Raw genomic sequence first — 24,721 nt, 5'->3', positions numbered from 1 at the left:
CTCGTAATCGTGACCGAAACCACGACATCTTCCGTTGCCCCGGCCGGGCAAAGGGAGCATGGTTTGTCCCACCGTGCGATGAGGCGCGCAAGGAGCCAGCGTGTATCCCGTCCGCGCGTGCACAACACAGCCGGGGAAATGCGCATCGAAAGGGTTCGCGAAGAGTGACTACCTCCACGATCAGCAAGACCAACGAAGCCGACGACGGGTTCCGGCCTGGCCTTGAAGGCGTCGTCGCGTTTCGGACCGAAATCGCCGAACCCGACCGGGACGGCGGTGCGCTGCGCTACCGCGGCGTGGACATCGAGGACCTCGCCGGGAAGGTGACCTTCGGCGACGTATGGGGCCTCCTGGTCGACGGCCGGTTCGGGACCGGGCTTCCGCCCGCCGAGCCGTTCCCGCTTCCGGTGCACACCGGTGACGTCCGCGTCGACGTCCAGGCCGCGCTCGCCATGCTCGCCCCGATCTGGGGTTACCGGCCGCTGCTCGACATCACCGACGAGGAGGCGCGCGACCAGCTTGCCCGCGCTTCGGTGATGGCGCTGTCCTACGTCGCGCAGTCCGCGCGCGGCATCGGCCAGCCCGCGGTCCCGCAGTCCCGGGTGGACGAGGCGAAGTCGATCACCGAGCGGTTCATGATCCGCTGGCGCGGCGAGCCGGACCCCGCGCACGTCAAGGCGGTCGACGCGTACTGGGTTTCCGCCGCCGAGCACGGCCTCAACGCCTCCACCTTCACCGCGCGCGTCATCGCCTCCACCGGCGCGGACGTCGCGGCGGCGCTGTCCGGCGCGATCGGCGCGATGTCCGGCCCGCTGCACGGCGGGGCCCCGGCGCGCGTGCTGCCGATGATCGAGGAGGTCGAGCGCACGGGTGACGCCCGCGCGCTGGTCAAGGGCATCCTCGACCGCAAGGAGCGGCTGATGGGCTTCGGCCACCGCGTGTACCGCGCGGAGGACCCGCGGGCCCGCGTGCTGCGCCGCACCTGCAAGGAACTGGGCGCCGAACGCTACGAGGTGGCCGCCGCGCTGGAGCAGGCCGCGCTGGCCGAGCTGCGCGAACGCCGTCCGGACCACCCGATCGAAACGAACGTCGAGTTCTGGGCCGCGGTGATCCTGGACTTCGCGAAGGTGCCGCCGCACATGATGCCGGCGATGTTCTCCTCCGCGCGCACCGCCGGCTGGGCGGCGCACATCCTGGAGCAGAAGCAGACCGGCCGCCTGGTCCGTCCGTCGGCGAAGTACGTCGGCCCCGGTCCGCGCACGCCGTCCGAGGTCGAGGGCTGGGACAGCGTCACCCAGATCTGAGCCGTTAGTCCGTGAAGGACTCCTAGCGGGAATTCCTGCTAGGAGTCCTTCACGGCTTTTTGGCGAGCTGCGCGTCGGTGGCGGCGAGCATCGCGGTGAGCTGGTCGACCAGCCAGCCGTCCAGGGTTTCGCGCGGGACAGTGCCTTCCTGCAGCCACGACAGCAAAGCGCCTTCGACAACCGCGGTCCAGCAGCGCAAGGTCAGCAGCACCAACGGCGACGGTTCGGGAATCGCCAGCGCTTCCAGGATCAGCTCGACGGCACGGTTGCGGACCTCGTCGATCGCCGCGTCCGTCTCCGAGGTCGCGATGACTGAACCGCTTCGCAGCAACGCGACATAGCCTTCGCGGTAGTGCGCGGCGACATCGACAAGACCGCGCACGGCGGCACGCAGCCGTTCTTCCGGCGGGCCTTCCTCAAGGGTCGCGAGCCGGTCGACCAAACCGTCGGTGACCGTGCGCAACGCCTGCATTTGCAATTCCCGCAGGCTCGGGAAATACCGGTAGAACAACGGCCGCGACACCTCGGCACGCGCCACGATGTCGTCCACCGTGACCAGTTCCGGAGCCCGGGTGCCGAACAGGTCCAGTGCCGCCGCGATCAGATCGTCCCGCCGGGCCTGCGCGGTCATCCGGCGCGGACGGCTCACGGCGTGACGTCCAGTTTCGCCGCCGCACGCAGCAGACCCGGCGTCAGTCGCGAAAGGACCAACGCGACCTTCGCTTCCGGAGTGGACGGTTGGATCGCGACATTCTTCTCCACCGCACGCAGAATGTCGCGCGCCACGCGTTCCGGACCGAAATTGCGCCGGGCGTAGAGCTTCGACGATTCCCTCTGCCGCCGTTTCTCCTCGACCTCGTCCACGCCGACGAACTTGGTGTTTTTGGTGATGTTGGTGTTCACCAGTCCCGGGCACACGGCCGTGACGCCGATTCCCTCGGATGCCAGCTCCGCGCGCAAGCCATTGCTCAACGCGAGCACAGCCGCCTTTGTAGTGCCGTAGGCGGTGAGAATCTTGGACGGCAGATAAGCCGCGGCCGACGCGAGGTTCACGATCTGCCCGCCCTCGGCGCGTTCCTTCATCATCGGCGCGAACGCGCGGCAGCCGTGGATCACGCCCCACAGGTTGACGTCCACGACCTTCTCCCAGTCCTCGATCGTCGTGTCGAGGAACGGGCCGGACATGCCGATCCCGGCGTTGTTCACCACGATGTCCGGCACGCCGAACTCGTCCCGCACCTGCGCGGCGAACCGGGCGACCGCCTCGCCGTCCGCGGAGTCCACTGTGTACTCGCCGGCGTCGGCTCCGCGTTCCCGGACCAGTTTCGCGGTTTCCGCGGCCGAATCGCCGTTGATGTCGCTGACGACCACGTCGGCGCCCTCGGCCGCGAACGCCAGCGCGGTCTCCCGGCCGATCCCGCTGCCCGCACCGGTCACCACGACGAGGTGGTGCGCGAAGCGACCGCTGCCGCCACCGACCCGAGCACGCCGCAGCGCCCGCGTTTCCTCGCCGGTTTCCACCGACGCGATCAGCTCAGCCGCTGCGGAAGCGACGACCGTCGGCTTGGTCCGGGTGACCCAATGCGACCCGATCACTCGCCGGACGTACAGGTCCGGCACCCAGCGTTCGACCTCGGTCTGCAGCGGCGCGGTGACGTACGAATCGCCGGTCGGCGCGAGCACCTGCACCGGGATTTCCGCCGGACGCGGGCGCGGACGGGACAACCGCGGCCCCATGTTCGCCCGGTACAGCTTCAGGCCGTGCACGCCGTCGGACGTCTTCGGCGACGATTCGGCGGGCTCCAGCTTCCGGATCATCGTGCGCATGATTCCCGTGCGCCACAACAGTTCCGGAATCAACGGCACCTGGAACGCGACGATGTAGTACGAGTGCAAGAACTGCTTCAACGCGTGCACGAGGCGACGCGGCGTCGGCTGGGTCAGCTGAGCCCGGAACCACGCTCCGGCGTGATCGAGGCTGGGCCCGGAAAGCGAAGTGTACGAGGCGATCCGTCCGCGCAACTGGTCTCCGGTGACCGCGTGCCACGCCTGGATCGAACCCCAGTCGTGCGCGACGAGGTGGACCTTGCCGGACGGCTGCACCTCGTCGACCACCGCGGCGAGGTCGTCGGCGAGCTGGTCCAGCCGGTACGCCCGGCGCGCTCGCGGCTTGTCGGATTCGCCCGCGCCGCGCACGTCGTAGACGACCACGCGGTGCTCGCGGCGCAGCTCCTCGGCGACGCCGTCCCACATCGAACTGTTGTCCGGATATCCGTGCACGAGCACGACCGTGGGCCCGTCCGGATTGCCGCTCACCCGGACCGAAAGGCGGACTCCGTCGCTGGCAGTCACCTGCTTGTGAGACATCTTGTCATGTTAGACAACTTGTCAACAGCGAGCCGCCTGGTTCCACGGGAAACCAGCGTGTCCACCGTTCGACGGACAGCCGGATTCCACTGCTCGGACGTCCCGAGAACCGCCCTCGGGGGCGCACGCTGAACGGCATGAGCACAGCAGTGCGAGTGCGCGGACTGCGCAAGGAGTACCCGGGCCACCTCGCCGTGGCCGGGATCGATCTCGACATCCCCGACGGCGAGGTGTTCGCCCTGCTCGGCCCCAACGGCGCGGGCAAAACGACCACCGTCGAGATTCTGGAGGGGCACCGGCAGCGGACCTCGGGGGAAGCCGTTGTCCTCGGCGAGGACCCGGGTACCGCGGGACGCGCGTGGCGCGCCCGCCTCGGCATCGTGTTGCAGACGGCCACCGACGCGGCGGAACTGACCGTCGCGGAAACCGTGCGGCACTTCGCGAAGTACTACCCGAACCCGCGGGATCCGGAAGAGGTGATCGACCAGGTCGGCCTCACCGCGAAGGCGGGCGCGCGGGTGAAGTCGTTGTCCGGCGGGCAACGTCGCCGGGTGGACGTCGCGCTCGGCATCGTCGGACGTCCGGAACTGCTGTTCCTCGACGAGCCGACCACCGGCTTCGATCCGGAGGCACGACGGCAGTTCTGGGCGCTCATCGACGCGCTCGCCCACGAGGGCACGACGATCCTTCTCACCACGCACTATCTGGACGAGGTCGAGGCGCTGGCCGACCGGCTCGCGGTGATCGCGCGCGGTTCGGTCGTCGCGGAGGGGACGCCGGCGACGCTCGGCGGCCGAGAACGCGCCGAGGCCGTCGTGCGGTGGCAGGACGAACGCGGCGATCACGAGGAGCGCACGCCGTTCCCGACGAAACTCGTCTCGCAGCTCGCCGCCGACCGCGGGGAACTCGCCGGGCTCACGGTGACCCGCCCCAGCCTGGAAGACGTCTATCTCGACCTGATCGGGGAACAACCGTGACCACGACAACGATGGCGGTGCCGGGCACGGTCCGTCTGGGCCTCGCCCGCGGCGCGCTCGAACTCCGGCAGTTCTTCCGCAACCGCGAGCAGGTGGTGTTCACCTTCTCGCTGCCCGCGGTGCTGATGATCCTGCTCGGCTCCATCCTGGACGGTCCGACCGCGCAGACCGGAGTGTCGTCCGGACAGCTGCTCGCCGCCGGGATGATCGGCGCGGGCATCGTGTCGACGTCGTTCAACAGCGTCGGCATCGGCATCGCCGCGGATCGGGAAATCGGTGCGCTGAAACGATTGCGGGGCACGCCGATGCCCGCGGCGGCCTATTTCGTCGGCAAGATGGTGATGGTCGCGGTGACCAGCGTGTCGCAGACCGTGCTGATGGCCGCGGTGGCGATGTTGCTGTTCCGCCTCGAACTGCCGTCGGACCCGGCGAAGTGGCTGACCCTGGTCTGGGTGCTGGTGCTCGGCATCGTCTCCTCGACGCTGCTGGGCATCGCGATCAGCTCGGCCACCCGCACCGCGAACGGCACCGTGGCGCTGGTGCAGCTGGTGTACTTGGTGCTGCAGTTCATTTCCGGAGTGTTCGTCACGCCGATCACGCATCTGCCCAGGATCATGGTCGACGTCGCGTCGTTCTTTCCGCTGAAATGGATCTGCCAGGGCTTCCGCTCGGTGTTCCTTCCGCCGGAGGCCGCGACCCAGGAAATGGCGGGGACATGGGAGCTTCCGAAGGTGGCGCTGGTGCTGGCGGTGTGGTGCGCGGTGGGCCTGGTGCTCGCGAAGGTGACGTTCCGGTGGACAAACGAAGCGAAGTGAACCAGGCCGACGCGTGGGAGCGGTCGTACTGGTCTTGGGAGGTGCTGTTCGCGGTCGCCTACGTGGCGACCGCCCTCCTGGTGTTCGCCAACGACGGGTCCACGACGGCGAAAATCGTGGCCGAGGCGGCGATGGGCGCGATCGCCGTCGGGTATCTCGCCGCCGGACGGCGCGTCGTGCACGGCGACGACAACGAAACCGCCCGCAGAATCGCGGCGGGTGCGCTGATCGCGCTGACCGCCACCGCCATCCTCGCGACCACCGTGGCGAGCTTCGTGCTCTTTCTCGCCTGTCCGCTGCTGTTCATGCTGCTGGACCTGCGGCCCGCCATCGTGGCGACGACGCTGCTGATCCTGCTCGAACCCGTCTCGGCGGTGCTCAGCGGCGGATGGAACAGGGAGCTGCTGTCGATTCTGCTGCCGATGACCGCGATCCTCATCGTGTTCAGCGTGCTGGCCGGGAAGGTCACCAGCGACGTTCTGCAGCAGAGTCACGCGCGCGCGGAACTGATCCGCGAACTGGAATCGAGCCAGGCCGAGGTCGCCCGGCTGTCGCGGGAAGCGGGCACCGCGGCCGAACGCGAACGGCTGGCGCGGGAAATCCACGACACGCTCGCCCAGGGGTTCACCAGCATCATCACGCTGACCCAGGCCATCGAGTCCGAACTCGACACTGATCTGTCCACAGTGCGCAGACATCTCGCCCTCGCCGGCCGCACCGCGCGCGAGAACCTCGCCGAAGCCCGCGCGATGGTCGCCGCGCTCGCACCGTCCGATTTGGCCACTGGGTCGCTGCCGGAAGCCGTGCAGCGCCAGGCAGATCGGCTCGCCGAGGAGACCGGCATCCCCGTTGAGTGCGAAGTGGACGATGCGCTGCCATCGCTGTCCACTGCGGTCGAAGTGGTGCTGCTGCGCGCGGCGCAAGAAGCGCTGTCGAACGTGCGCAAGCATTCGGGCGCGACCCTGGTTCGCGTACGGCTGTCCGCTGTGGATGGAGCGATACGGTTGTGCGTAGCGGACAACGGCTGCGGCTTCACCCCGGACGCCGACGGGACCGGATTCGGCTTGCGCGGCATGCGTTCGCGGGCCGAGCAGGTGGGCGGCGCCCTGAAGGTGCGGACCGGCGCGAACGGCGGCGCCGAACTGGAACTGGAGGTGCCCGCGTGATCACGATCATGCTGGTCGACGACCATCCCGTGGTGCGCGAAGGACTGCGCGGCATGCTCGAAGCCGAGGACGACCTCACCGTGGTCGGCGAAGCCGGTTCCGGCGACGAAGCGGTGGCGCTCGACCGCGTGAAACAACCCGACGTCGTCCTGATGGACCTGCGCATGCCGGGTCTCGACGGCGTCGGCGCGATCCGCGCGATCCTCAAGGAGACGCCCGCGCGCCGGATCGTCGTGCTCACCACGTACGAAACCGACGCGGACATCCTGCGCGCGGTCGAGGCGGGCGCGTCGGGATATCTGCTGAAGGACGCGTCGCGCACCGAATTGGCCGGGGCGATCCGGGCGGCGAACCGCGGCGAAACCGTGCTGGCACCGTCAGTCGCGGGCAAGCTCGTGCACCGGATGCGGAACCCGGAACCGGTGTCGCCCCTGTCCGCACGCGAGGTGGAGGTGCTGCGGCTGGTCGCGAAGGGCCGCACCAACGCCGAAATCGGCCGCGAACTGCACATCGGCGAGGCGACGGTGAAAACGCACCTGCTGCGGGTGTTCTCGAAGCTCGGCGTTTCCGACCGCACCGCAGCGGTGACGACGGCGCTGGACCGGCAGCTGCTCGGCTGAACCGCCGTCGTTTTTCCGCGCGACCGCCAGCTCAACCCTCAGTTCGTCAGGCTAGGCCGATCTCCGGTCTTTACGGTACAGGTACTGAACAGGTACCGTTCCGGTTCATGGTGGAGCACACAAGCCCGGACCGACCCGGCCGCACGGCGCTGAAACGCCAGGAAATCGCCGCTGAACTGCGTGCGGAGATCGTCGCGGGCCGCTACGGCAACGGGGCGCTGCTGCCCGGGGAAAACGAGCTGGCCCAGCGCTTCGGGGTCAGCCGCGGCACGATCCGGCGGGCGCTCGGCGCGCTCGCCGACGAGGACCTGATCGACACCCAGACCGGGGTCGGCTCCTTCGTCACGTTCGACGGCCAGCCGCTCGGCGCCGAGCCGAGCTGGGGGCACGCGTTCGCCGTCCTCGGTGCGCCGGTTCAGGCCGAGATCGTGCGGGCCCAGCTCGTCGTGGACCCCGAACTCGCCGCGTCGGTGTCGTCGGCGGGGATGGAATTCCTCGCCCTGGACCGGGTCCGGCGACTGGCCGACGGCACTCCGGTGTCGCTGGAGCGCAGCCGCGTGCCCGCGGTCGGCCGGATCGCCGACGTGCCGCTCGACGGGCTGGTCGGCAACTCGCTGACGGCGACCATGGCCGAGGCCGGGCTGACCTCGGCACGCGGCGAACAGTGGATCGCGGTGGCCCCGCTCGAACCCGCCGACGCCGAACTGCTCGGCCGCCGGCCGGACGACGCTTTCCTGCACGCGGTGCGAATCTCCTACACCGCGGACGGCCGGTTCGCGGAGAAGGTCACCAGCTGGCTCGACCCGAAGCGGTTCCGGCTGCACACGAAGTTCGGCGCCGCCCGGTGACCAGGTCCGACCGCGCCCTCGGCGCGCTGGAGGGACTGGCCTTCGGCGACGCGCTCGGGATGCCGACGCAATCCATGTCCCGCCAGCACATCCGCGAGGACTACGGGACGATTCGCGGCTTCCGCGCGGCCGGCCCGCGGCAGAAGATCGCCGCCGGGATGCCCGCCGGCGCGATCACCGACGACACCGAACAGGCCGTCCTGCTAGCCCGGCTGCTGATCGAAGGCTCCGGCCAGGTCGACGTGACGGTGTTCGCTGAGCGGCTGCTGGACTGGGAGGCCGCGATGGCCGCCCGCGGTTCGCTCGATTTGCTCGGCCCCAGCACGAAATCCGCGTTGCAGCGCCTGTCCGGCGGAGTCCCGGCAGGCGAGGCGGGCCGCTACGGCACCACCAACGGCGCGGCCATGCGGATCACTCCGCTCGGCCTCGCCCGGTCCACCCGGTCCATCCCGAAGTTCGTCGACGCGGTCGAAGCGACCAGTGTGGCCACGCACAACACTTCGCTCGGCATCGCCAGCGCGGCCGCGGTCGGTGCGGCCGTGAGCGCCGGAGTGGCCGGCGCCGACCGGGCTGAAGCAGTAGAGGTCGCCATCGCCGCCGCCGAGGAAGGCGCTCGCCGCGGACACTGGGCCGCTGGCGGGGAAATCGGCCCGCGCTTGCGGTGGGCAATCCCGTATCTGCGAGGGACGCCGGCCTCCCAACGCGCCGACGCGGTCGCCGAAGTGATCGGAACTTCGGTGGCGTCACAGGAATCCGTCGTCGCCGCCTTCGCCATAGCGGCGACCGCGGAAGAGCCGTGGGACGCGCTGTGCTTCGCGGCGGAACTCGGCGGCGACACCGACACCGTCACCGCGATGGCCGGCGCGATCCTCGGCGCGACCCACGGAACGGCAGTGTGGCCCGATTCCGAACGCGCCGTCCTCCTCACGACGAACGACCTCGATCTCGCATCGCTGGCCAGCGAACTGCTCGCGCTGCGCGACTGACCCTCCCCTAACCACCGACGATGTTGGGAATCCCGATGCGCACTCTCTCCGCCGTCGAACAGCGCGGCATCGAACCTGTCCCGGACAACGAGCGGAACGGCAACCCGCTCCAGCTGTTCTGGGTGTGGTTCGCCGCGAACATCTCCATTCTCGGCCTGCCGCTCGGCGCGACCCTGGTCGCCATCCAGGGCCTGAACCTGTGGCAGGCGCTGGTGGTCGCCGCGATCGGCGCGGGCGGTTCGTTCGCGATCGTCGGGGTGATCTCCACCGCCGGCCGTCGCGGCGGGGCACCGAGCATGACGTTGTCCCGCGCGGTTTTCGGCCCCGAGGGAACGCCGGCCCGACCCTGGTGTCGCTGCTTTCCCGGCTCGGCTGGGAGACCGTCAACACCACCACCGGCGCGTTCGTGCTGTTGTCCCTGTTCGCCTTGCTGTTCGGCAGTCCGGCGGAGGCGAAGGCGGTGCCGCTGCTCGCGCTGGGCGCCATCGCGATCTTCGAACTCTGCACGCTGCTGGTGTCCGGACTCGGCCACGCCGCGATCCTGGTGATCCAGAAATGGGCGACCTGGATCTTCGGCGCGCTCAACATCGCGGTGGCGATCGCGCTGATCGCCACCGTCCGCTGGTCCGCGGTCGCGGCGGCGCCGGGCGGCTCGTTCAGCGCGGTGCTGGTCGGCATCGGCACCATCGCCGCGGGCACCGGCATCGGCTGGGCGAACGCGGGCGCGGACATGGCCCGCTACCAGAAGACCGGCGCCAAAGCCGCGCACCTGGTCGCCTCCAGCGCGGCCGGCGCGGGCATCCCGCTGGTCCTGTTGATCGGCCTCGGCGCGATGCTGAGCGCGGGCGACACCACCCTCGCGACCACGACCGACCCGGTGGCCGCCATCCGCGACCTGCTGCCGTCGTGGATGGCCGTGCCCTACCTGATCGCCGCGTTCGGCGGGCTGCTGCTTTCGAACCACCTCTCGGTGTACTCGGCCGGGCTGACCACGCTCACCCTCGGCGTGCGCATCCCGCGAGTGTGGGCGGTGTCGGTCGACGTGATCGTCACGTTCCTCGGATCGATCTACTTCATGCTGATCGCCGATTCGTTCTACGGTCCGTTCATCAGCTTCATCTCCCTGCTGGCCATCCCGATCACCGCGTGGCTCGCGGTCTTCCTCGCCGATCTGCTCAAGCGGCGCTGGTACGACCCGGAAGCGCTGCTGAACATGGGCCGCGGCGGCCGGTACTGGTACACCGGCGGCGTGGAATGGCGGGCAGTCGGCAGCTGGCTGGCGGCCGTGGCCGCCGGTTACGTCTTGCTCGGCATGGGACAGAGCGGCATCGCCTGGATCGTCGCCTTCGCCGTGGGCGCCGCGGGTTACCTCGCACTCGGCGGCGCCCGCGGCCAGGTGCGCCCGTCCGTTCCCGCCGTGCCGGAGCAGGCTCGTGGCTGACCCTCGTCTCGTTTTCACCGGGAACGTGATCGTCGACCTCGTCCTGGCGGTCGACGCGCTCCCGGAACCCGGCGGCGACATCGTCGCTTCGTCCAGCACGCTCACCGCCGGCGGCGGCTTCAACACGATGGTCGCCGCCCGGCGCGACGGGCTGGACGTGGTCTTCGGCGGCCAGTACGGCACCGGTCCGTTCGGCGACATCGTCCGGTCCGCGCTGGCTTCGTCCGGGTTCGAGATCGTCCAGCCCGGTCTGTCCGATGTGGACAGCGGCTACTGCGTCGCGATGGTCGACGCGAGCACCGAACGCACCTTCGTCACCTCGGTCGGGGCCGAGGGGCGGCTGACCCGGGCAGACCTGGACCGGATCCCGGTGGGTCCGGACGATCTGGTCTACGTCTCCGGGTACAGCCTCGCCCACCCGGTCAACGCGAAAGCCCTGCCGGGCTGGCTCACGGCGCTGCCCCGGACGGCCCGGGTCCTGTTCGATCCGTCGCCGCTCGTCGGCGACCTCGACCCCGGCCTGGTCTCCGCCGTGCTGGCGCACACCGACGTGCTCAGCCTGAACGCCCGAGAAGCCCGGATCCTGACCGGGCTCGACGAGCCAGCCACCGCCGCGGCCGAGCTGGCGCAGCGGGTCCGCGGCCGGGCGGCGATCGTGCGCACTGGCAGCACTGGCTGCTGGGTCGCGACCGTCGGGACACCGGCGACCCACCTGCCTGGGCATCCCGTCACGGCGGTCGACACCAATGGCGCCGGAGACGCGCACGGCGGTGTCCTCGCCGCGGCGCTGTCCCGCGGGTCCGATCTGCTGACCGCCGCCCGCCGGGCGAACGTCGCGGCAGCGCTGGCCGTCACCCGGCGCGGACCGGCCACCGCTCCGACCGCCGCGATGATCGACGAAGCACTCTCCTCCGGCTGACCGAAGCCAGCCGAACCGCCGGTCCGGGAAGGGACTGGCCCAGGCAGAATGGCGGCCATGCTCGACTCCACCGAACTCGCCCTGTACCGACTGCTCGCGCGGGAGCAGTCCGTCAGCCGCGCCCCGTCCCTCGTCGCCGCCGTGGTGCGAGGCGGCGAGGTCGTCTGGTCCGGTGCCCGCGGCCGCGTCGGCGACCGGCGTCCGGACGACGACACGCAGTACCGCCTGGGGTCGATCACCAAGACGATGATCGCGACTGCGGTCATGCGGCTGCGCGACGAGGGCAAACTCGACCTCACCGACCCGCTGGAACGGCACCTGCCGGGCACCGCGTTCGGCTCGGTCACCATCGCGCAGCTGCTGTCGCACACCTCCGGCCTCACGTCGGAATCGCCCGGCCAGTGGTGGGAACGCTCGCCCGGCGCGGACTGGGAGGCGCTCGTCGCGAGCCTGGAAAAGGGTGCGACGAAGCTGCGTCCCGGCTCCAAATTCCACTACTCGAACGTCGGCTACGGCGTCCTCGGCGAACTGGTCGCCCGGCACCGCGAGCGGCCGTGGTTCGACGTCGTGCGCGACGAAATCCTTACCCCGCTGGGCATGAACCGCACGACCCCGCACCCGGAAGGCGCGCACGCCGAGGGATTCGCCGTGCACCCGTTCGCCGACGTGCTCATGCCGGAGAAGTGGCCGGACGCCGGCGCGATGGCCCCCGCGGGCCAGCTCTGGTCCACGATCACCGACCTGGGCCGCTGGACGTCGTTCCTCGGCGGCCACACCGGCGACGTGCTTTCCCCCGGCACCGTCGACGAGATGCGGACGATGAACACCGTCGACGACACCGAGGTGTGGTCGACCGGATTCGGTCTCGGCCTGATGGTCGTGCGCTACCAGGGCAGGCACCTGGCCGGGCACACCGGCTCGATGCCCGGCTTCCTCGCCGCGACCCTGGTCGACCCGCGCAGCGGCACCGGCGCGCTGTGCCTCGCGAACTCGACCGGCGGCGTCGGCATCACGCAGCTGTGCCTCGACCTGCTCACCACCGCCGACGACCTCGAGCCCGCGCTGCCGGACGAGTGGTTCCCGTCCACTGTGGACCCGGACCTGCTCGCGCTGACCGGACTCTGGCACTGGGGCCCGTCGCCGTATTTCCTGCGCGTGCAGGGCGACGGCCTGATCTCGCTGAACCCGGCCGTCGGAGCCGGACGGGCCTCGCGGTTCCGCCCCGAGGGCCCGGACGCCTGGATCGGCCTGGACGGCTACTACGCGGGCGAGACGCTCACCGTCGGCCGCGACGCGAACGGGACGGCGAACCACCTCAACCTCGCGACGTTCATCTTCAGCCGCACGCCGTACGACCCGGCCGCGCCGATCCCGGGCGGGCTGGACGAGGACGGGTGGCGCTGAGTCACCCGGCTTCGACCTCGACGCCGGGCTCTTCGGCGTCGAGGTCGGGCGCTCGTCCGGCCGGCGACAGCCACGCCTTCGCGTAGACGTCCCGGCCGGGCAGACCCCACCAGGACGTCGCCCATCCGCGGCGCACCGAACACCCACAGCCGCCGGTGCTCGATCAGCTCGGCGGCGGGCCAGCCGGGTTCGACCACGAGGCAGCCGGTCACCAGGTCGCCGGGCCACCCGTGCCGATCCGGCAGCGCGGCCCAGACCAGCGCGGGAATCTGCACCGGCCGTCCGGAGCCGCCGAACCATCCCCAGCGCGGCCGGTAACCGTGCGTTTCCGTCACGATTCCACATGTCGGACACCCGCCAACCGCCGTTACCTGCGTTGTCCCGACCTGAGAGACTAAGCACATGACCGACGCTGAGTTGACGATCCCAGCAGACCTCAAGCCGGCCGACGGCCGCTTCGGCTGCGGACCCTCGAAGGTCCGCGAAGAGCAGCTCGCCGCCCTCGCCCGGTCCGGTTCCACCTACCTCGGCACCTCGCACCGGCAGAAGCCGGTCAAATCGCTCGTCGGGCGGGTGCGCGCCGGGCTGTCCGAGTTGTTCTCGCTCCCGGACGGGTACGAGGTCATCCTCGGCAACGGCGGGACGACCGCGTTCTGGGACGCCGCCGCGTTCGGACTTGTGCGCGAGCGCGCCCAGCACTTCACCTACGGCGAGTTCTCCTCGAAGTTCGCGACCGTCACGAACAAGGCGCCGTTCCTCGGCGAGTCGATCGTGGTGAAGGCCGACCCGGGCAGCGCGCCGGAAATCGCCTACCAGCAGGGCGCGGACCTCGTCGGCTGGGCGCACAACGAGACCTCTACCGGCGTCGCGGTGCCGGTGCGGCGTCCCGAAGGCAGCGACGGCGCGCTGGTCGCGATCGACGCGACGTCCGGCGCCGGCGGTCTCCCGGTCAAGGCCGAGGACTTCGACGTCTACTACTTCGCGCCGCAGAAGTCGTTCGCGTCCGACGGCGGGCTGTGGATCGCGCTCGCCTCGCCCGCGGCGATCGAGCGGATCGGCGAGATCGGCGGCGGCGACCGCTGGATCCCCGAATTCCTGTCGCTCACCACGGCGCTCGACAACTCGCGCAAGGACCAGACCTACAACACCCCCGCCGTCGCGACGCTGTTCCTGCTCGCCGAGCAGATCGAGTGGATGAACGGCCAGGGCGGCCTCTCCTGGACCACCGCGCGCACCAAGGAATCCTCGAACCGGCTGTACGAGTGGGCCGAGAAAACGTCGTACACCACGCCGTTCGTGGCGAACCCGGAGCTGCGCTCGCAGGTCGTCGGCACGGTCGACTTCGCCGACGAGGTCGACGCCGCCGCGGTCGCGAAGGCGTTGCGCGCCAACGGGATCGTCGACACCGAGCCATACCGGAAGCTGGGCCGCAACCAGCTGCGCGTCGGCCTGTTCCCGGCGATCGACCCGGACGACGTCACGAAGCTCACCCAGAGCATCGAATACGTCGTCGAACGGCTCGGCTGACCCGAAACCGCACCGGAAACGCCCATACCGCCCCGCCAGCCGCCCGGCTCGCGGGGCGGTGTGCGGTGACGACCACTCGTTCGTGACACACCGTGGTCGGCGTGTCACGTCTCTGCCGGATCTCCGGCACCCTGAAAATGGCCGGGAAAGTGCCGTCGGATTGAGTCCGGTTGGGTGAGGCGTCGGCGCGCCTCGCACGTCAAGCCGACGCGCCGTTCTAACGTGGGCACCCACAAAGGTGAACACCGGGGAGGCGAGAAATGCGGGCGTTGCGGGTGGTCGGGCTGCACGAGGACGGGAAGTCCCTCGTGCTGGAGGACCCGGCGAGCCGTACCCGCTTCCTGCTCCCGGCCGACGAGAGACTGCGTGCGGCGGCGAGGGGGGACATAGCCCGGCTGGGCCAGATCGAGATCGAGTTGGAGAGCCAGATGCGGCCACGCGAGATCCAGGCGCGAATCCGCGCGGGCGAGTCCGTCGAGCAGGTCGCGAGCAGCGCGGGCGTCTCGACGCAGCGGGTGGAGCGCTTCGCCTACCCGGTGCTGCTCGAACGGTCCCGCACGGCGGAACTCGCGCAGTCGGCGCACCCGGTCCGCGAGGACGGGCCCGACGTCCAGACGCTCGGCGAGGTCATCGCCTACGCCTTCGGCGTCCGGGGCCACGACTACAACCAGGCCACCTGGGACGCCTGGCGCGGCGACGACGGCAAGTGGGTCGTCGTGCTGCGCTGGAAGGCCGGCCGCTCCGACAACCGCGCGCACTGGTCGTTCTCGCCCGGCGCGCACGGCGGCACGGTGCACGCGCTCGACGAGAACGCCGAAGTCCTGCTGAACCCGAACTCGTACGTCGCCCCGCGCACCGTGCGCGCGCTGGCTCCCGCTCGCGATTCGGTGGTCCAGCCGACGCTCGACGCCGTCGAGGAGCAGCGCGCCATCGAGGGTCCGGACGAAGGCGACGACGAGGCGCGCGAGATCCCGCATGTCCCGGGCGAACCCGACGGGGACGAGGCCGAACAGCCGCGCACGAAGGCGAAGAAGAACCACCCGATCGTGCCCTCCTGGGAGGACGTGCTGCTCGGGGTCCGCACCCAGCGCGGCTGACCTGCCCGAGCCGAGCCCCGATGCGGCGGGCCCCGATCAATCCTGGGGTCTGAGGTGCGTGGCGGCTGCCATGCTGCCTGCGTGCCGCCTTGGAACCTGCTTGATCTCGACGAGGCCCTTCGCGACAGCTGGGCAGCTGACACGTGTTCGCCGGACGACCTCGCTCGCGTCGGCTGGCAGCCTGCCAACCCCGCGTGGGGCCACTGCGACATCACGGCCTTGGTCGTCAACGACATCTTCGGCGGCGACCTCATGGTCGGCGAGGTCTGGTCCGCCGGGGAGCGCCACGGCTTTCATTGGTGGAACAGGCTTCCCAGCGGCATTGAAGTCGACCTGACGCGCGAACAGTTCCCACTCGGCCAGACGGTCACCGAGCCTCGCGTCGTCAAGCGCCCACAGCGGCTGCTCCGGCGCACTGCGGAGTACCAGACCCTCCGCGAGCGGCTCAGCACCCGTCTCGGTCCGCTGCCTGGCCCTGCTTGATCAGGAAACGCCCGCGATGATCTACAGCAGGGCGGCGAGCTTTTTCGGAGCCACGTGCCGGTAGGCCTCGCGCACGATCTGGTCCACCTCGGTCCAGTCCACGTCCACGTCGAGCCGCACGCCGAGCCATCCGTGCACTCCGACGTAGGGCGGCCGGAAGAACCGGTCCGGTTCGGTGCGCACCAGTTCCTCCTGCACGCCGGGCGGCGCGGGGCACCAGAACGCGACCTTGTCGTCGTGGTGCCGGTCGGCGAACATCACGAACGTCTTCCGGCCGCGGACGAACCACGTCGGCTCGCCGTGGCTGAGCCGTTCGGTGGTTTCGGGCAGGGCGAGGCAGAGCGCGCGCAGCTTGTCGAGCGGAGCCATCGGCTCAGTATCCGCGAGTCAGAAGACCGTGGCCAGCACGCCGATCCACGCGAGCACCAGGCCGCCGCCCGCGCCGTACACCGCCCAGCGCAGGATCGGCACCTTCCGCCCCAGCCACAGCGACGGCGCGACACCACCGGTGACCACGAGCGACGCGATCAGCGCCAGCCACGTGCTTGTCTCGTGAGCGAGCGTGCCAGCCAGCGCGAGCATCGCCACGATCACCACCGCGGCCGCGAACGCCGACACGGTCAGCCCGGTGCACCAAGGCGTCGGCTCCTCCGGAATGCGCGCCCGCGCGGGCTGATCCGGCCGCCGCGGCGGTTCGACCACCGTCTCCACGCCCGTCACCGGGTCGACAAAGCGCACCTGGGTGCCCATCACCGCGGCCAGCCGCGCGGCGAGCTGGCGTCCGCGTTGCGACACGACCGAACCGGCGACGTCGACACCTGCGTCGGAGCGCGCTACCGCCGACGCCACGCGCGCCCATTCGTGCAAGGCCTGGGCGAGGTCGGCACCGATCGCGAGCCGGCGCGGGTCGACCTCGCGCGCGTGCTCGCCGCCCGGCCCGGCGAGCACTGCCTGCTCGCCGCGGATCCGCAGCTCCATCGTGCCCCTCCCCGCAAGAAACGTGCCGGGGGTCACTGTAGTGGGGCGACCCCCGCGGAGACTTCGTGGAACGCGATCGCCGCGGCCGTGGCGACATTCAGCGAGTCGACGCCGGACACCATCTCCACGCGGACCGCGATGTCCGCGGCCTCGATCGCCTCCTCCGTCAGCCCCGGTCCCTCGGCACCGAGCAGCAACGCGATCGGACCCGGCACCTTCTCGCGCAATCCGCGCAGCCGCACGGAATCCGCTCGCGGCGTGAGCGCGGCCACCGTGAAACCCCGTGCGCGAAGCACATCCAGACCGCCGGGCCAGCTGTCGAAAGTGGCGAACGGGACGCGCAGCACATGTCCCATCGAAACGCGCACGCTGCGCCGGTAAAGCGGATCCGAGCACCCTGGCCCGAGCAATACGCCGCCGACGCCGAGCGCCGCGGCATTGCGGAATAGCGCGCCGAGGTTTTCGTGATCGCCGACACCTTCCAGCACGGCCACCACCTGTGCGCTGTCCACGATCTGGGAAACCGTCGGCGGTTCCGGGCGGTCGGCGACCGCGAGCACGCCGCGATTGAGATGGAAACCGACGACTTCCGCCATCGTTTCCGCCGACGTCACATACGCGGGCACGTCGACGCCGGCGAGTTCGTCTTCCAATTCCCGCAGCCGTCTCTCCACGCCGAGCAGCGCTCGCACCGGGTAGCGCGAAGCAAGCAGCCGTCCGACCACGACGGTTCCCTCCGCGATCACGAGCCCGCGCCCGCCGGGGCGGTCCGGGCGACGGTCCGCTGTGGACAGGTCGCGGAAGTCGTCGAGGCCCGGATGCGCCCGGTCCTCAGTGAAGATCAGTTGAACCACATCGGACAGTCTCGCACCCGGCCGAACCCGCGCCGACTGGTCCGAACGCATGGCGCCTTTTACTGCAAACGGCCTATTTTCGCGCAGGGTCAACCGTCGGTGACGGAGAGCACCAGTTTGGCCGCTAGCCCATGGCGCCGCGCTGTGCGACGGTGGTCTGCCTGGCGTCCCAGCCGCCCAGACCACTGCGGACAGCAGCCAAGGAGCGCGTCGAACCATGGGTACGGATCTCTCGGCACACCCCGGCCGGCTCGATCGCGGACGGTACCGCCGGAAGGTCCAGCGGTGCCTCGACACCCTGGCGCGAATGCTCACTGACGGAAGTTTTTCCTTTCCCCGCAAGAACATCGGCCTCGAAGTCGAGCTGAATCTGGTGGACGGGCAACTGCGCCCGTCGATGACCAACTCGGTCGTGCTGGAGGCGCTCGACGACGACGCGTTCACCACCGAGCTCGGTCAGCACAACCTGGAACTCAACGTGCCGCCGCGCCCGCTCGCCGGGGATTCCGCACTGCACCTGGAAGAAGACCTGCACGCCTACCTCGCGAAAGCGCAGGAGAGCGCGGCGCACACCGGCTCGTCGGTGGCCATGATCGGCATTCTGCCGACCCTGCGCGCGGAGCATTTCGATCAAAAGTGGCTTTCCCACAAAACGCGCTATTCGTCGCTGAACGACGAGATCTTCGCCGCCCGCGGCGAGCGGATCGCGCTCGCGATGGACGGTCCGGCACTGCCCGGGGGCCAGCCGGAGCGGCTGCGGCACTACGCGGAGTCCATTCTCCCCGAGGCCGCCTGTACTTCAGTCCAATTACACCTGCAGGTCGCGCCGGAGGAATTCGCGGCGCACTGGAACGCCGCGCAATGCCTCGCCGGCGTGCAGATCGCGCTCGCCTCGAACTCGCCTTTCCTGCTGGGCAAGGCGTTGTGGCACGAAACCCGGATCCCGTTGTTCCAGCAGGCCACCGACACCCGGCCGGAGGAACTGAAAAACCAGGGCGTCCGGCCGCGGGTGTGATTCGGCGAACGATGGATCACGTCGATCTTCGACCTGTTCGAGGAAAACGTCCGCTATTTCCCCGGCCTGCTGCCGGAGACGGATCTCGAGGACCCGATCGAGGCGCTGGAATCCGGACAGGCGCCGAAGCTTTCCGAACTTCGGTTGCACAACGGAACGATTTGGCGCTGGAACCGGCCGGTGTACGACGTCGTCGACGGACTGCCGCACCTCCGCGTGGAAAACCGCGTGCTGCCCGCCGGTCCGACGGTCGCCGACATCGTGGCCAACGCGGCGTTTTTCTACGGCGCCCAGCGCGCGCTGGCGGAGCAGGATCGGCCGGTCTGGTCGCAGATGTCGTTCCAGGCAGCGGAAGAAAATCTGTACGAAGGCGCGCGCAAGGGTTTCGAAGCACAGCTGTACTGGCCGGGCATCGGCTGGATCCCGCCGGACGAGCTGGCGTTGCGGGTGCTGCTGCCGCTGGCTCACGAAGGCCTCCGCCGGTCGGATGTTTCCGACGAAGCCCGGGTGCGCTACCTCGGCATCATCGAACGCCGATGCCTTGCCCGCCGCAGCGGAGCGACCTGGCAGCGCGACTATGTGCTGCGCGCGCACGAACGCGGAGCCGACCGTGAAACCGCGCTCAACTGGATGCTGCGGAGGTACCTGGAACTCTCGGCGGAAGGCGAGCCGGTGCACACCTGGACGCTCGACGCCTGAGCCGTTTCGCACATTCCCCTAAAGTGTTTCGCACGGGAAGGGGGTGGCGCGCGTGCCGAAGGTGCTGGGCGGTTCGCTCGAAGCGCACCGCCGCGAGGTGCGGTCACGGGTGTTCGACGTCGTCCGCACGCAGCTGTACGAGCGCGGTTTCGACGCGATCACGCTCGCCGGCGTCGCCGCGGAGGCCGGGCTCGGCCGCACCGCGATGTACAACCACTTCCCGGACAAGGAAAGCCTGCTCGTCGCCTTCGTGGAGGACGAGGCCGCGCAGTATGTCGAGCGGCTGCGCGAAGCGGTGGACGCCGAACCGGACCCAGTCGCCCAACTCGCCACGTTCGTCCGGCTGCAGCTGCGCGTGCTGGCCGAACGCCATCTTCCGCCGGGCACCGCGCTGGAGTCCGCGCTCGCGCCCGCGGCGTATCAGCGGATCAGCGCGCACGCCGACCCGATCATCGAACAGCTGCGCTCGGTGCTGCTCGCCGGAGTCGACGCGGGCAGCTGGCCCGCGCAGGACCTTGATGTGGTGGTCCCGATGATCACCGCCGCGCTCGGCAGCCGTCAGGTCATCGACGTGCCCGCTGACCAGCTGGAAGACGCCATCGAGGTCGCCGTGCGGTTCGTCCGGCGAGCAGTCGGTTCGAGTGAAAACACCTGATTTTAGGGTAGCCTAAGTCGGGGTCGTGCCCTACAGTTCTTTCTGACAGCTTGTCATAAAGACGTCGGGAGGCCTTTGATGACGGTGACCGCGGACCTCGAAGCCGGCCCGTTCTCCGGACAGCTGCGCGCGTCCACGAAGACGGTCCACGAGAAGGCCAACCACTCCACGTACATGAACGCGCTGCTCGGCGGCGAGCTGACGCTGGACGGTTACACCGCGCTGGCCACCCAGTACTACTTCATCTACCAGGCCATCGAGCGCGCCGGCGACGCGATGGCCGGCGATCCGGTCGGGGGCCGGTTCGTCTTCGAGGAGCTGCGCCGGCTGCCCGCGCTGGAGCGCGACCTCGCCCGCCTGGTCGGCCCCGGCTGGCGCACCGAGATCGCCCCGCTCGCCGCCACCGAGGCCTACACCGCGCGGATCGCCGAGGCGTCGCGCTGGTCCGGCGGGTTCGTGGCGCACCACTACACGCGCTACCTCGGCGACATCGCCGGCGGCCAGATCATCCGGCGGCTGCTGGAGAAGAAGTTCGACCTCGCCGAGGCGGGCACGCTCTTCTACCGCTTCGACCAGATCGGCAGCGCCCCCGCCTTCCGCGACCGCTACCGCGCGAAGCTGGACGAGGCGCCGTGGAGCGAGACCGACCGGGCGCGGGTGATCGACGAATCCGTGGTCGCGTTCGAACACAACGTGGCGGTGTTCGACGAACTGGCTCGCGACCTCGAGCGGTACCGGGCCCCGTCCGCATGACCCGGGTCACAGCGAGTTGACCTCCACCTAGCTCGAAGTACGAGGCTCGGTTTCAGAAGGCTCCCGGGAGGGAAGCCGCCAAGCAAAACCGCGCGTCGAACCAGAAGGAGGGCCCATGGCCCGGTACGAGCTGCCCGAACTCGATTACGACTACGGCGCTCTCGCGCCCTACATTTCGGGCGAGATCAACGAGCTGCACCACAGCAAGCACCACGCGACCTACGTGAAGGGCGCGAACGACACGCTGGACAAGCTCGCCGCCGCGCGGGAGGCGGGCGACTTCGGGTCGATCGTGGGCCTGGAGACGACGCTGGCGTTCAACCTGGCCGGGCACGCCAACCACGTGGTGTGGTGGAAGATCCTCTCGCCCGAAGGCGGGGACAAGCCGACCGGCGAGCTGGCCGCGGCGATCGACGAGGCGTTCGGCTCGTTCGACAAGTTCAAGGCCCAGTTCACCGCCGTGTCGACCACCATCCAGGGCAACGGGTGGGGCGCGCTGTCGTGGGACCCGATCGGCAAGACGCTGATCACCCAGCAGCTGCGCGACCACCACAACAACCTGATCCTGCCGACCGTGCCGATCCTGCTGGTCGACGTGTGGGAGCACGCGTTCTACCTGGACTACAAGAACGTGAAGCCGGACTACGTCAACGCCCTGTGGAACATCTTCAACTGGGCCGAGATCAGCAAGCGCTTCGACAACGCCGTCGCCGGCGGCAACGGCCTCCTGCTCAGCTGAGGCCCTCGCGGCCCCCCGGGGCCCGGCCGGGAAACGGCCGGGCCCCGTTTTTTCGCTTGACCTGGAGTGCACTGGAGGTGTGAGAGTGGAACCCATGGACGTCGACGCTTACCTAGCCCGCCTGGACCTCCCAGTGCCCGCGGCGGCCGACCTGACCGCGCTGCGCGTGCTGCAGGAGCGGCACCTGATGCACGTCCCGTTCGAGAACCTGAGCGTGCACCTCGGGGAACCCATCGAACTCACCGAACAAGCACTCTTCGACAAGCTCGTGCGCCACCGCCGCGGCGGCTTCTGTTACGAGCTGAACGGTCTTTTCGCCGCCTTGCTGCGCGAGCTGGGCTTCGCCGCGACGCTGCACGCGGCCCGCGTTTTCGACGATTCCGGAGTGCCCGGCCCGCCGCTGGACCACGCCGCCATCCTCGTCCAGCTCGACGACGAGCAGTATCTGGTGGACGTCGGTTTCGGCCGGTTCAGCCGGCAACCCCTGGCGCTGTCCGCCGTCGAACCCCAGTGCGACGCGGAGGGCGAGTACCTCCTCCTGGACGCCCCGTACGGCGACGTGGACGTCCTGCGCGACGGCAAGCCCGAGTACCGCCTCGAGCGCCGCCCGCGGCAGTTGTCGGACTTCGCGCCGATGGCGTGGTGGCAGTCGACTTCGCCGCAGTCGCACTTCACGCAGACGCTGACCTGCTCCCGGCCGACCGCCCAGGGCCGCGTGACGCTGTCCGGAGACCGGCTGATCGAGACGGTCGACGGCGTGCGGCACGAAGTGCTGCTGCCGAACGACGAGGCCGTGCGAGTGGCGTACCACGTGTACTTCGGCCTGCGGCTGCGCCGTCTGCCGATGCGGCCGGGCGAGCACCCGCTCGGCACCTCCGGCGACGCGCTGACCACGTCGTGAGCGTTCGCCGCGGTGAACGCTCACGATCCACCCTCTGAACGCCCTTGCCCTCGCGCTGCACAGCCCCGACCATGAACAGAGCCCCGCCTCCCGGGGTTCCCAGGTTGCGGGGCTCTGTCCGTTCCCGAACTGACTGCCGCTCCCACCACGAAGCGGACATGTATGAGGTTAGCCTAACCTCACCAGTAGAAGCAAGGCTGTCCCCGCGGAGACCTCAGTCTCACCCGCGCGAGTGACGACTTTCGCCGGTCTCCGCTGCCCTGGCCAGCCATTCCCGCAGGTCAGACCCGTTCCCGCGGCAGGATCCGCAGACCGTTGCCCAGCCGTCGGGGCAACCGGACGCCGCCGCGCCGGATCAGCACCACCGCGCACACCACCGCCGCGATCGCCGAAATCGCGCCGCCGATGTAGAACGGCGACCGGCCGCCGAACGCGTCGGCCATCCAGCCGGTCATCGGCCCGCCGATCGGGTTCCCGCCGATCAGCACCAGCACGTAGATGCCCATCACGCGACCGCGCATCTCCGGCGAAACCGACGTCTGCACCAGCGCGTTCGCCGTGTTCAGGAAGGTGATCGTGGCGAACCCGAGCGGGATCAGCCCGAGCCCGAACGCCAGGTAGGTCGGCATGTACGCGGTGCCGAACTCGAACACCCCGAGCAGCGCCGCCGACACCAGCATCAACCGCACCCGGGGCTGGCTCTTGACCCCGCGCCGCGCGGACGCCAGCGCGCCGGTGAAGGTGCCGACCGCGACGAGCGTCGACAGCAGGCCGTACCCGTCGGCTTGAGTGTGGAAGACGTTCGCGGCGACGATCGGCAGCGACGTGAAGTAGGTGATGCCGAACGTGCTGACGAAGAACATCAGCACCATCACGGTCACCAGGTCCGGCCGCCCGCGCACGTAGCGCAGGCCCTCCGCCAGCTGACCCTTCGCGCGCGGGACCGCCGGGCCGCGGAAAAGCTTCGCCGGATTCATCAACGCGAGCCCGGTGATCACCGCGACCGTGCTCACCGCGTTCGCGATGAACAGCCAGCCGGTGCCGACCCAGGTGATCGCGAATCCGGCGATGGCCGGTCCGACGATGCGGGCCATGTTGAAGATCGACGAGTTCAGCGCGACCGCGTTCGCCACCTGGTCGCGGCCGACCATCTCGGCGACGAACGACTGCCGCGTCGGCACCTCGATCGCCGACGTCGTCCCGAGCATCACGCAGAGCAGGTAGACGTGCCACAGCTGGGCCACGCCGGTCAGGTCGAGCACGCCGAGCAGCACGGCCTGCAGGCAGTTCACCGACTGGATGATCATCAGCAGCTTGCGCTTGTCGACGCGGTCGGCGAGCACGCCCGCCCACAGCGACAACAGCAGCGTCGGGATGAACTGCAGCGCGACCGCGACGCCGAGCGCCACCGGGTTGTTGCCCGACAGCGTGAACACCAGCCAGTCCTGTGCGATGCGCTGCATCCAGGTGCCGATGTTCGAGATGACCTGGCCGCTGAAGAACAGCCGGTAGTTCCGCACGCGCAGCGACGAAAACATCGTGCGCCGGGTCTTGGTTTCAGCGGTTTCCGCGGTGTCGCCGGTCTTCGGCGCGGAAGACGATTTCCCGGCCGGAGCGGAAAGGGGGCCGGGCGGGGCGGAACTGGACGGCGGCGGTGCCGTGTCCCGGGTAGCAGTGGATTGGGCCGGACATCCTGCTGTTTCGCTACCCGTGGTCGTCACCTGTGCTAGTTCCCCGCCATCCTGTCGATGATCTCCGCGGCGCGGGAGAGCACTTCGAGCTCTTCCTCGCCGAGTTCGGCCAGTTGCCGGTCCAGCCACGCCTCCCGCACCGAGATGGCCTTGCGCACGAACGCGAGCCCGTCCTCGGACAGCTCGACGATGGCCTGGCGGCCGTCGGTCGGGTGCGGCCTGCGCTCGACGAACCCCATCTCCTCGAGCGCGGCGATGACCCTCGTCATCGAGGGCGGCTGGACGCCTTCCTTCGCGGCGAGCTGACCGGGGGTCAGCGGACCGCATTTGTGCAGGGTGGACAACGCCGCGATCTGCGTGAGCGACACGTCGTCAGCCACCCGCTGTGCCCGGAGCCTGCGATTGAGCCGCACCACCGCGAGACGCAAGCGGCTCGCCAAGGAACGCTCGTGCGGGTCGCCGGACATATAGTTAGCATACCT

24 protein-coding genes and 2 pseudogenes are annotated in these 24,721 nt (G+C 69.7%); 18 read left to right on the top strand and 8 right to left on the bottom strand.

What is annotated here, in order from left to right; all coding sequences use genetic code 11:
• The first annotated feature begins 164 nt into the window (after window positions 1–164).
• A complete protein-coding gene (locus ATK30_RS23000; protein ID WP_101437366.1) occupies window positions 165–1,304 on the top strand; it encodes a citrate synthase 2 in 1,140 nt (379 codons plus the stop codon).
• Between the two features lie 49 nt (window positions 1,305–1,353).
• Here the strand turns inward: ATK30_RS23000 and ATK30_RS22995 are convergent, their stop codons facing one another.
• Together ATK30_RS22995 and ATK30_RS22990 are read right to left on the bottom strand one after the other, a co-directional pair.
• Window positions 1,354–1,935 (bottom strand): TetR/AcrR family transcriptional regulator, encoded by a 582-nt coding sequence (locus tag ATK30_RS22995; RefSeq protein WP_101437365.1) that lies wholly within the window; start codon window positions 1,933–1,935, stop codon window positions 1,354–1,356.
• Window positions 1,936–1,949: 14 nt separating this feature from the next.
• Window positions 1,950–3,656, bottom strand: coding sequence for an SDR family oxidoreductase (locus ATK30_RS22990; RefSeq protein WP_101441011.1), 1,707 nt, complete (start codon window positions 3,654–3,656; stop codon window positions 1,950–1,952).
• A gap of 152 nt (window positions 3,657–3,808) precedes the next feature.
• Here ATK30_RS22990 and ATK30_RS22985 point away from each other — a divergent pair, with 152 nt between their 5' ends.
• From ATK30_RS22985 to ATK30_RS22945, 9 genes and pseudogenes are all read left to right on the top strand, one after another.
• Complete coding sequence (locus ATK30_RS22985; protein WP_101437364.1) at window positions 3,809–4,648, top strand: ABC transporter ATP-binding protein; 840 nt, start codon at window positions 3,809–3,811, stop codon at window positions 4,646–4,648.
• 11 nt (window positions 4,649–4,659) lie between these two features.
• On the top strand, window positions 4,660–5,463 hold the full coding sequence (locus tag ATK30_RS22980; RefSeq protein WP_101441010.1) for an ABC transporter permease: 804 nt from the start codon (window positions 4,660–4,662) through the stop codon (window positions 5,461–5,463).
• Complete coding sequence (locus tag ATK30_RS22975) at window positions 5,442–6,629, top strand: sensor histidine kinase (RefSeq protein ID WP_244194700.1); 1,188 nt, start codon at window positions 5,442–5,444, stop codon at window positions 6,627–6,629. Before ATK30_RS22980 ends, ATK30_RS22975 begins: the two co-directional genes overlap by 22 nt.
• Window positions 6,626–7,249, top strand: a complete 624-nt coding sequence (locus ATK30_RS22970) for a response regulator (protein WP_101437362.1) — start codon at window positions 6,626–6,628, stop codon at window positions 7,247–7,249. Before ATK30_RS22975 ends, ATK30_RS22970 begins: the two co-directional genes overlap by 4 nt.
• A 107-nt stretch (window positions 7,250–7,356) precedes the next feature.
• Entirely contained in the window at window positions 7,357–8,097 is a 741-nt protein-coding gene (locus ATK30_RS22965) for a GntR family transcriptional regulator (RefSeq protein ID WP_101437361.1), read from the top strand.
• Window positions 8,094–9,083 carry an ADP-ribosylglycohydrolase family protein gene (locus ATK30_RS22960; RefSeq protein WP_101437360.1) on the top strand — a complete coding sequence of 330 codons (990 nt, stop codon included), beginning with the start codon at window positions 8,094–8,096 and terminating at the stop codon, window positions 9,081–9,083. Before ATK30_RS22965 ends, ATK30_RS22960 begins: the two co-directional genes overlap by 4 nt.
• A gap of 20 nt (window positions 9,084–9,103) precedes the next feature.
• Window positions 9,104–10,524: pseudogene (locus tag ATK30_RS22955) on the top strand (purine-cytosine permease family protein).
• Complete coding sequence (locus ATK30_RS22950) at window positions 10,517–11,443, top strand: PfkB family carbohydrate kinase (RefSeq protein WP_101437359.1); 927 nt, start codon at window positions 10,517–10,519, stop codon at window positions 11,441–11,443. Before ATK30_RS22955 ends, ATK30_RS22950 begins: the two are co-directional and overlap by 8 nt.
• Before the next feature lie 57 nt (window positions 11,444–11,500).
• Entirely contained in the window at window positions 11,501–12,847 is a 1,347-nt protein-coding gene (locus ATK30_RS22945; protein WP_101441009.1) for a serine hydrolase domain-containing protein, read from the top strand.
• Window position 12,848: 1 nt separating this feature from the next.
• Here the strand turns inward: ATK30_RS22945 and ATK30_RS46905 are convergent, their stop codons facing one another.
• A complete protein-coding gene (locus tag ATK30_RS46905) occupies window positions 12,849–12,983 on the bottom strand; it encodes a hypothetical protein (protein WP_279630012.1) in 135 nt (44 codons plus the stop codon).
• A gap of 266 nt (window positions 12,984–13,249) precedes the next feature.
• On the opposite strand from ATK30_RS46905, the gene serC reads away from it, so the two are divergent.
• From serC to ATK30_RS22930, 3 genes are all read left to right on the top strand, one after another.
• Complete coding sequence (serC, locus tag ATK30_RS22940) at window positions 13,250–14,374, top strand: phosphoserine transaminase (RefSeq protein ID WP_101437358.1); 1,125 nt, start codon at window positions 13,250–13,252, stop codon at window positions 14,372–14,374.
• 260 nt (window positions 14,375–14,634) lie between these two features.
• Window positions 14,635–15,471 carry a septation protein SepH gene (gene sepH, locus ATK30_RS22935; RefSeq protein ID WP_101437357.1) on the top strand — a complete coding sequence of 279 codons (837 nt, stop codon included), beginning with the start codon at window positions 14,635–14,637 and terminating at the stop codon, window positions 15,469–15,471.
• An 81-nt stretch (window positions 15,472–15,552) separates the two neighbouring features.
• Window positions 15,553–15,954: a YunG family protein gene (locus ATK30_RS22930; RefSeq protein ID WP_101437356.1), complete on the top strand. Its 402-nt coding sequence runs from the start codon at window positions 15,553–15,555 to the stop codon at window positions 15,952–15,954.
• 21 nt (window positions 15,955–15,975) lie between these two features.
• On the opposite strand, the gene ATK30_RS22925 is transcribed toward ATK30_RS22930, so the two are convergent.
• Genes ATK30_RS22925 through ATK30_RS22915 form a run of 3 tightly spaced genes read right to left on the bottom strand, consistent with a single transcriptional unit; the run spans window position 15,976 to window position 17,786 of the window.
• Window positions 15,976–16,323, bottom strand: a complete 348-nt coding sequence (locus tag ATK30_RS22925; protein ID WP_101437355.1) for an MmcQ/YjbR family DNA-binding protein — start codon at window positions 16,321–16,323, stop codon at window positions 15,976–15,978.
• Window positions 16,324–16,341: 18 nt separating this feature from the next.
• Window positions 16,342–16,932: a DUF2537 domain-containing protein gene (locus tag ATK30_RS22920; RefSeq protein ID WP_101437354.1), complete on the bottom strand. Its 591-nt coding sequence runs from the start codon at window positions 16,930–16,932 to the stop codon at window positions 16,342–16,344.
• 32 nt (window positions 16,933–16,964) lie between these two features.
• Window positions 16,965–17,786: a TrmH family RNA methyltransferase gene (locus tag ATK30_RS22915; RefSeq protein ID WP_167441981.1), complete on the bottom strand. Its 822-nt coding sequence runs from the start codon at window positions 17,784–17,786 to the stop codon at window positions 16,965–16,967.
• 217 nt (window positions 17,787–18,003) lie between these two features.
• Between ATK30_RS22915 and ATK30_RS47750 the strand changes: the two are divergent.
• The 5 genes and pseudogenes from ATK30_RS47750 (at window position 18,004) to ATK30_RS22890 (ending at window position 22,548) form a co-directional block, all read left to right on the top strand.
• Window positions 18,004–19,500 (top strand): annotated as a pseudogene (locus tag ATK30_RS47750) (glutamate-cysteine ligase family protein).
• Window positions 19,501–19,552: 52 nt separating this feature from the next.
• Window positions 19,553–20,155 carry a TetR/AcrR family transcriptional regulator gene (locus ATK30_RS22905; protein ID WP_101441007.1) on the top strand — a complete coding sequence of 201 codons (603 nt, stop codon included), beginning with the start codon at window positions 19,553–19,555 and terminating at the stop codon, window positions 20,153–20,155.
• Between the two features lie 78 nt (window positions 20,156–20,233).
• On the top strand, window positions 20,234–20,908 hold the full coding sequence (locus tag ATK30_RS22900; RefSeq protein WP_101437353.1) for a biliverdin-producing heme oxygenase: 675 nt from the start codon (window positions 20,234–20,236) through the stop codon (window positions 20,906–20,908).
• Window positions 20,909–21,023: 115 nt separating this feature from the next.
• The gene (locus ATK30_RS22895; RefSeq protein WP_009083877.1) at window positions 21,024–21,647 is read left to right on the top strand and encodes a superoxide dismutase; all 624 of its coding nucleotides are present in this window, start codon (window positions 21,024–21,026) and stop codon (window positions 21,645–21,647) included.
• A 94-nt stretch (window positions 21,648–21,741) separates the two neighbouring features.
• On the top strand, window positions 21,742–22,548 hold the full coding sequence (locus ATK30_RS22890) for an arylamine N-acetyltransferase family protein (protein ID WP_101437352.1): 807 nt from the start codon (window positions 21,742–21,744) through the stop codon (window positions 22,546–22,548).
• 281 nt (window positions 22,549–22,829) lie between these two features.
• Here the strand turns inward: ATK30_RS22890 and ATK30_RS22885 are convergent, their stop codons facing one another.
• Complete coding sequence (locus ATK30_RS22885; protein ID WP_101437351.1) at window positions 22,830–24,086, bottom strand: MFS transporter; 1,257 nt, start codon at window positions 24,084–24,086, stop codon at window positions 22,830–22,832.
• A 188-nt stretch (window positions 24,087–24,274) separates the two neighbouring features.
• Entirely contained in the window at window positions 24,275–24,706 is a 432-nt protein-coding gene (locus tag ATK30_RS22880; RefSeq protein WP_101437350.1) for a MarR family winged helix-turn-helix transcriptional regulator, read from the bottom strand.
• Between the last annotated feature and the right edge of the window lie 15 nt (window positions 24,707–24,721).

Source organism: Amycolatopsis echigonensis (assembly GCF_002846615.1).
GTDB lineage: Bacteria > Actinomycetota > Actinomycetes > Mycobacteriales > Pseudonocardiaceae > Amycolatopsis > Amycolatopsis echigonensis.
This window is presented reverse-complemented; position numbering and strand designations above follow the sequence as displayed.

Bases quoted from the DNA above. Each gene is read 5' to 3' on its own strand.
- ATK30_RS22995 (WP_101437365.1), bottom strand. From the start codon at position 1,935: ATGACCGCGCAGGCCCGGCGGGACGATCTGATCGCGGCGGCACTGGAC.
- ATK30_RS22985 (WP_101437364.1), top strand. From the start codon at position 3,809: ATGAGCACAGCAGTGCGAGTGCGCGGACTGCGCAAGGAGTACCCGGGC.
- ATK30_RS22980 (WP_101441010.1), top strand. From the start codon at position 4,660: ATGGCGGTGCCGGGCACGGTCCGTCTGGGCCTCGCCCGCGGCGCGCTC.
- ATK30_RS22965 (WP_101437361.1), top strand. From the start codon at position 7,357: ATGGTGGAGCACACAAGCCCGGACCGACCCGGCCGCACGGCGCTGAAA.
- ATK30_RS22945 (WP_101441009.1), top strand. From the start codon at position 11,501: ATGCTCGACTCCACCGAACTCGCCCTGTACCGACTGCTCGCGCGGGAG.
- serC (WP_101437358.1), top strand. From the start codon at position 13,250: ATGACCGACGCTGAGTTGACGATCCCAGCAGACCTCAAGCCGGCCGAC.
- sepH (WP_101437357.1), top strand. From the start codon at position 14,635: ATGCGGGCGTTGCGGGTGGTCGGGCTGCACGAGGACGGGAAGTCCCTC.
- ATK30_RS22925 (WP_101437355.1), bottom strand. From the start codon at position 16,323: ATGGCTCCGCTCGACAAGCTGCGCGCGCTCTGCCTCGCCCTGCCCGAA.
- ATK30_RS22920 (WP_101437354.1), bottom strand. From the start codon at position 16,932: ATGGAGCTGCGGATCCGCGGCGAGCAGGCAGTGCTCGCCGGGCCGGGC.
- ATK30_RS22900 (WP_101437353.1), top strand. From the start codon at position 20,234: ATGACGGTGACCGCGGACCTCGAAGCCGGCCCGTTCTCCGGACAGCTG.
- ATK30_RS22895 (WP_009083877.1), top strand. From the start codon at position 21,024: ATGGCCCGGTACGAGCTGCCCGAACTCGATTACGACTACGGCGCTCTC.
- ATK30_RS22890 (WP_101437352.1), top strand. From the start codon at position 21,742: ATGGACGTCGACGCTTACCTAGCCCGCCTGGACCTCCCAGTGCCCGCG.
- ATK30_RS22885 (WP_101437351.1), bottom strand. From the start codon at position 24,086: ATGTTTTCGTCGCTGCGCGTGCGGAACTACCGGCTGTTCTTCAGCGGC.
- ATK30_RS22880 (WP_101437350.1), bottom strand. From the start codon at position 24,706: ATGTCCGGCGACCCGCACGAGCGTTCCTTGGCGAGCCGCTTGCGTCTC.